Source organism: Hyphomonas sp. (genome assembly GCF_022844445.1).
In the GTDB taxonomy this organism is placed as follows: Bacteria; Pseudomonadota; Alphaproteobacteria; order Caulobacterales; family Hyphomonadaceae; genus Hyphomonas.
Genome location: NZ_JALHLS010000021.1, coordinates 39,253 through 45,423, shown reverse-complemented (window position 1 = coordinate 45,423; position 6,171 = coordinate 39,253). Strand labels below are relative to the sequence as shown.

General features: G+C 66.6%; 8 protein-coding genes and 1 pseudogene. 8 read left to right on the top strand and 1 reads right to left on the bottom strand.

Translation table 11 applies throughout. The features are described 5' to 3' along the window. Positions 1–147 (bottom strand): annotated as a pseudogene (locus Q0C17_RS16925) (GTP-binding protein); the annotation flags it as partial. A gap of 117 nt (positions 148–264) precedes the next feature. On the opposite strand from Q0C17_RS16925, the gene Q0C17_RS16920 reads away from it, so the two are divergent. From Q0C17_RS16920 to ruvB, 8 genes are all read left to right on the top strand, one after another. After that, a complete protein-coding gene (locus Q0C17_RS16920) occupies positions 265–813 on the top strand; it encodes a protease inhibitor I42 family protein (RefSeq protein WP_291208902.1) in 549 nt (182 codons plus the stop codon). A gap of 8 nt (positions 814–821) precedes the next feature. Continuing rightward, positions 822–1,919, top strand: coding sequence for an aromatic ring-hydroxylating dioxygenase subunit alpha (locus Q0C17_RS16915; RefSeq protein WP_291208900.1), 1,098 nt, complete (start codon positions 822–824; stop codon positions 1,917–1,919). 104 nt (positions 1,920–2,023) lie between these two features. Beyond that, positions 2,024–2,293: a hypothetical protein gene (locus Q0C17_RS16910; RefSeq protein ID WP_291208897.1), complete on the top strand. Its 270-nt coding sequence runs from the start codon at positions 2,024–2,026 to the stop codon at positions 2,291–2,293. A 312-nt stretch (positions 2,294–2,605) separates the two neighbouring features. After that, complete coding sequence (locus Q0C17_RS16905) at positions 2,606–3,163, top strand: fasciclin domain-containing protein (RefSeq protein WP_291208894.1); 558 nt, start codon at positions 2,606–2,608, stop codon at positions 3,161–3,163. A gap of 111 nt (positions 3,164–3,274) precedes the next feature. Beyond that, positions 3,275–3,928, top strand: a complete 654-nt coding sequence (locus Q0C17_RS16900; RefSeq protein WP_291208891.1) for a heme-binding protein — start codon at positions 3,275–3,277, stop codon at positions 3,926–3,928. Positions 3,929–3,973: 45 nt separating this feature from the next. Further along, positions 3,974–4,480, top strand: coding sequence for a crossover junction endodeoxyribonuclease RuvC (gene ruvC, locus Q0C17_RS16895; protein ID WP_291208889.1), 507 nt, complete (start codon positions 3,974–3,976; stop codon positions 4,478–4,480). Further along, positions 4,477–5,100: a Holliday junction branch migration protein RuvA gene (ruvA, locus tag Q0C17_RS16890; RefSeq protein ID WP_291208886.1), complete on the top strand. Its 624-nt coding sequence runs from the start codon at positions 4,477–4,479 to the stop codon at positions 5,098–5,100. Before ruvC ends, ruvA begins: the two co-directional genes overlap by 4 nt. Then, positions 5,097–6,128, top strand: coding sequence for a Holliday junction branch migration DNA helicase RuvB (gene ruvB, locus Q0C17_RS16885; RefSeq protein WP_291208882.1), 1,032 nt, complete (start codon positions 5,097–5,099; stop codon positions 6,126–6,128). The genes ruvA and ruvB overlap by 4 nt, the downstream gene beginning before the upstream one ends. The last annotated feature ends 43 nt before the right edge of the window (positions 6,129–6,171 follow it).

The window sequence follows — 6,171 nt, the reverse complement described above, 5'->3', positions numbered from 1 at the left end:
CGATATCCATGGAATCGAGCACCTGCTCGCTCATTTCACGGTCGGAAAGCCCGCCGCAGGCCTGGATCACCGGTCGGCGAGGGTCGATTTGCCATGGTCGATATGGGCAATGATCGAGAAATTGCGGATTTTGTCGCGTGGGGTCATGGGCGGCATATAGCGGCGTAGGTGCGGCGCGGGAAGTAGCTGTCGGCGGGCGGGCCCACTGGCGCCGCCGGGCGGCGCGGCGTAAAGGTGCGGGCGTTGGATCGAGGAGGACTTTCCATGAGACTTTTGCTTACCGCAATAGCCGCCCTGGCGCTCGGCGCCTGCTGCCACAGCCCCAAGACGGCTGCGGACGCGCCCGCGCCCGTCGCCGATCCCGCCGCAGCAGAGGAGACCGCCGTGGAGCCCACCGAATGGCAACCCCCGATCATGCCGACCGCCGAGGAAGCGGCCAAGGCCGCCGCCGAAGCCCAGGCTGCCGCCGAAGCCGGTGTGGTCTATGCCGGTTATGACAAGAAGGGCGGCGAAGTCGCGCTGAAAGTCGGCGAAATCCTCCGCATCGAACTCGAATCGATCCCAACGGCTGGTTATGTATGGAATCTGGGAGAAACGCCCGCCTTCATGACCCCGGCAGGTGAAGGTGGCCGTGCCACCGATCCGGCCCACCAGAGCCTGCCCGGCTTCACGGGCGGCAACCACTATCTCTCCTTCGATTTCACCGCGACCGCCCCCGGCACCGGCAAGTTCACCCTGACCGAGGGCCGCCCCTGGGAATCCGACGAAGAGCCGATGGACACGTTCGAGCTGACTGTCACGGTCACGGAGTAAGTCCCGCCTTGCCTGATACCCAGCCCGTTCCTGCAAAAGCCGGCATCACCGATGAGGGCTACCTCACGGACAGCTGGTATCTCGCCGCGCCGTCAGTCCGTCTGAAGCCCGGCACGCAGGAACGGTTGATGATCCTCGGCGAGCCCGTCGTCGTCGGCCGCACCCCCGCCGGCGAAGCCTTCGCCCTGCGCGACATCTGCCCCCACCGTCTCGTGCCGCTGTCGGCCGGCCGGCAGATCGAGACGAAAGGGGAATGGACGCTGCAATGCCCCTATCACGGCTGGCGGTTCGGCACGGATGGCGGCTGCCGACTGATGCCGAGCCTGACGCAGGACAGCCCCTACGACCCGACCAAGGTCAAAGTCCGCCGCTTTCCCGTCCATGAGGCGAACGGCGCCGTCTATCTCTATGTCGCGCACGATCCGCGCAGCTTCGCGCCGCCTGCCGTGCCGCCCCCGTCCTTTGGTCCGCTCCCGGACAAACCGGGCTTCGTCATCGAAGACATCTTCAATGCCCACATGGACGATGCCGTCGTCGGCCTGATGGACCCTGCCCACGTGCCCTTCGTGCATAACCAGTGGTGGTGGCGCCCGCCCTCTGCCGGCCTGAAGCTAAAGGAAAAGCCTTTTGGCCCCATCGAGCGCGGCTGGGCCATCGACCGCCACGCCCCTTCGTCAAACTCGAAACTCTACCGCTGGGTGTTCGGGGGCAATGTGCAGACCGAGATCTGCTTCCAGCTGCCGGGCTACCGCTGGGAAATCATCTCCAACGACACCGCGCGCCTCCTCACGCTCACCTGCCTGACGCCCGAGGCGCCGAAGAAAACCCGCATCACCCAGTTCACCTGGTGGACCGGCGCCCCGCTGCTCCACCTCGCGGTGCCCGTCGCCAGACGCATGGGCGCGAAATTCCTTGCCCAGGACGGCGAGATGGTGGACCTGCAAAACCAGGGCATGGCGCACCAGAAGGCAATGCTCTGGATCGATGACATCGACGTGCAGGCCAAATGGTACCAGCAGCTCAAGCGCGAATGGACCAGCGCCCGCACCGAAGGCCGCGAGTTCACCAACCCCATCCAGCCCCGCCTCCTGAGATGGATGAGTTGAGGCGCGCCGCTGATCACTGGTCTGCCTGCTGACTACTTTCCGTTCGAGCTGGCGGTCGAATTGTTCAGCTCCGGCGCCTCCGCGAACTGATCGCGGGCAGGGGTGTGCGCCTCGAAAAGCTGTCGGAAGTTCCGGGCGGCATGCTCTCGTTCCGCAGCAAAGCCGATCTCACCGTCTTGCCGGCCGGTGCAGAACGCGGCCTGCTCGCCGGTTATCCGGTCACAGACTTTCGCGCCAGCCTCGCCGGATTCGGTTTCGGCGGCGCTGACCCGGGCCCCTGTGCGCTGCAGGCCGCGGCGCGCGGTGCATTCCAGATACTCAAGACAGCCGCCAATCCGCGCCTGACCGAGCCATCCGTCGATCTGACGATCTGACGATCCGCCTGAACGGGGAGCCCGAAGACGCCGCGCGCCCCGCGCTCAGCTGGCATCGATCCGCTTCGCTGGAATGATCGATGTGCCGTCCGCCGAGCACGATGCCGATGCCGGCTGACGCCCAAAGCGCCGCACGCTGAAGTGGATGATCTGACCGTTCAGCACACGCGCATCAGCTTGCCCCAAAAATGCCTTTAAAAAATGTCATTGGAACCACTGGCCGGGTGGAGCATTCGTTCCAAGTCTTGGCGGGCGCGATGAAAAGCGCGCCCTCCATAAGAAACCTGCCTGTCACCAAAAGGACGTCCCCCCATGAAGTTCCAACTGTTCGCTGTTGCGGCTGTCAGCGCCTTCGCGCTTGCCGCCTGTGCCCCCGCCGAAACCGTCACGACCGAGCCTGCGGTTGTCGAAGAAGTCGTCGCCGAGCCGGTAATCGAAGAAGAGGTCGTTTTGCCGTCAACCATCGTTGACGTCGCCGCCGCCAACCCTGACTTCTCGACCCTCGTCGCCGCCGTCCAGGCCGCCGGTCTGGCCGAAACCCTCTCGGGCCCCGGCCCGTTCACGGTCTTCGCGCCGACCAACGAAGCCTTTGCCGCGCTCCCGGCCGGCACGCTCGACTCGCTGCTCCTGCCTGAAAACAAGGATAAACTGGCCGCGATCCTCACCTACCACGTCGTCCCCGGCCAGGTGATGGCTGCTGACCTGCCGGCGACGGCAACCGACGTTGCCACCGTCAACACCGCCACCGTCTCGGTGATTGCGGCCCCTGAAGGCGCAACCGTCAACGGCGCAAAAATCACCGCCGCAGACATTGCCGCCTCGAACGGCGTGATCCACGTCATCGACACGGTTCTTCTGCCGAAGGAATAAGCCTCACGGGCTGAAATCCGGGGCCGCGATCCTCCAAAAGGGTCGCGGCCCTTTCTGTCTGTGCTGATCGAGATCAGTGCAGCCTCTGCAAACAGAGTCGAAGGTTTCCCCATGATCGCCACCGTCCTGAAACGTCTCGTTCTGCCGGCCTTGGCCCTGACGCTGGCAGCCTGCGCCCATGCCGAGGAGACCGCGCCGATGCCCGCCTTCACTGTCATCGCCGGCGACGGCGCCGCCGAAATCCGCGCCTATGCGCCCATGATCGTCGCCGAAGTGACGGTTGAAGCACCGTCTGTTGCAGAAGCCGCCAGCGCCGGCTTCCGGCCGCTGGCCAACTACATCTTCGGCGGCAACGCCCCCCGCCAGAAGATCGCCATGACCAGTCCGGTCACTGCCGCGCCGAAGGGGCAGAAGATCGCAATGACCGCGCCGGTCACGGCGGCGGAAACGGCCGCTGCCGGCAGCTATGTTGTCCGCTTCATCATGCCGGACGAATGGACGATGGACACCCTGCCCGCACCCGCCAGTCCGGAGATCCGCCTTGTCCCGATGCCCGGTCGCACCCTTGCCGCTTACCGCTACACTGGCAGCGATTCCGAAAAGAAGCGCGCAAAGGCCGAGGCGGCGCTGCGCGCCTTCGCGGACGCGGGCGGCTATACGGTGACCGGAGAGCCCGAATGGGCCGGCTATGACGCGCCCTTCGTGCCGTTCTTCCTGCGCCGCTACGAAGTGATGCTGCCGGTGGAGCCCGCGAACAAAGAGTGAAACTTCAAGCTGTCTTTAACCCTTCGCGCTGCTAGGGTAGCGCGCATGAGCGCTACGATTCGCATCCTCGGCATTGACCCCGGCCTGCGCCACACCGGCTGGGGCCTGATCGAGCAGACCGGCATGCGGCTCACCCATGTCGGTCACGGCGTCATCGAGGCGCCCGTCGATATCTCGATGGCTGAACGCCTCGCCCACATCTTCGAAGCGGTCGGCGAACTCGCCCGCCACCACGCGCCGGATGCCGCAGGTGTCGAGGAAACCCTCGTCAACGCCAACCCCCGCGCCGCGCTGAAGCTCGGACAGGCCCGCGGCGCCGCCATGGCTGCCCTCGCCATGGCCGGTGTGCCGGTCTCCGAATTCGCCCCGCGCCAGATCAAGCTCTCCGTCGTCGGCACCGGCACCGCCGACAAGGACCAGGTGAAGTTCATGGTCCAGCGGCTTCTTCCAAGAGCAGGGGAGATGAAACTCGACGCCGCCGACGCGCTCGCCTGCGCCATCTGTACCGCGCACCATCTGCCGATGCTTCTCCGGAAGAAAGGCGCGGCATGATCATCGGCCGCCTCACCGGCGAGGTCGCCGCCCTCGGGCTCGATCATGTGCTGATCGACGTGAACGGCGTCGGCTATGTCGCCCTCGCCGGCACACGCCTCCTCGCGCGCCTGCACGCGGGCGACCGCGTCACCGTGCATGTCGAAACGCGCGTCACTGAAAGCTCGATCACGCTCTTTGCCTTTGCCACTGACGAAGAGCGAGCCTGGTTCGTGCGGCTGCAGGATGTGCCGGGCGTTGCCGGCAAGTCCGCCCTCGCCATTCTCGACGGCCTCGCCCCGTCCGAGATCATGGACGCCATCGCGCTCGCCGACTCCGGCGCCTTCACGCGCGCCAAGGGCATCGGCAAGAAGCTCGGCGAGCGCATCGTCACCGAACTCGCCGGCAAGGCGCCGCCGATGGGCCGGTTCGGCAAGTTTGAAACCGCCGCCGTCGCCGGTCTCGCCTCCGCCCCGGTCGCCGCCTCCACCGGCCCGCGTGCCGAAGCCATCAGCGCGCTGACGAATCTTGGCTACACACAGTCCGAAGCCGCCAAGGCTGTTGCGGCCGCCGCCAAGGACGGCGCCGCCGATAATGTCAGCGCCCTCGTCAAGGGCGCTCTGAAGGAGCTGGCGCGGTGAGCCGCAAGGAATCCCTCGCGGATGCCAACGCCCAGGCGCCCGATGCGCTCGACCGGGCGCTGCGTCCCCAGACGTTCGAGGACTATGTCGGCCAGCGCAAGGCGAAGTCGAACCTGAAAGTCTATGTCGACGCCGCCCGCGGCCGCGCCGAGGCGCTCGACCATGTGCTGCTCTTCGGCCCGCCCGGCCTCGGCAAGACGACCCTCGCGCAGATCCTCGCCCGAGAGATGGGTGTGGGTTTCCGTGCCACCTCCGGCCCGGTCATCGCCAAGCCCGGCGACCTCGCCGCGATCCTGACGAACCTTGAACCGAACGACGTCCTTTTCATCGACGAGATCCACCGCCTGCCGGCCATCGTCGAGGAAATCCTCTATCCCGCGATGGAGGATTACGCACTCGACATCGTGATCGGGGAGGGCCCCGCCGCCCGCTCCGTGCGGCTTGATCTTTCACCCTTCACCCTTGTCGGCGCCACCACCCGCGCAGGCCTCCTTGCCACGCCCCTGCGCGACCGGTTCGGCATCCCGATCCGCCTCGATTTCTACGAGCCGGAAGAGCTTGCCCGCATCGTCATGGCCGCCGCCCGGAAACTGGGTGCTCCGATTACGGAGGAAGGCGCCGTCGAGATCGCTGCCCGCGCGCGCGGCACGCCGCGCATCGCGCTGCGCCTCCTGCGCCGCGTCCGCGATTTTGCCGACGCTGAAGGCCAGCCCATCGACAAGCCCGCCGCCGACCGCGCCCTGAAACGCCTCGAGATTGACACGGACGGCCTCGATGCGCTCGACCGGCGCTACCTCCACGCGCTCGTGAAAACCTATGCCGGCGGCCCGGTCGGCGCCGACACGCTCGCCGCCGCCCTCTCCGAAGCGCGCGACGCCGTCGAAGACGTGATCGAGCCGTACCTGATGCAGAAAGGCTACGTCGCCCGCACCCCGCGCGGCCGTGTCGCGGCGCCGCTGGCTTACGAGCGCCTTGGCATTGCCGCGCCCGGTGGATTGCAGGCGCCGCTGTTCGGAGACGAGGGCTGAGCGCCTGCCCGAAGGCATCCCGAAACCGGCTTGATCCAGGCGG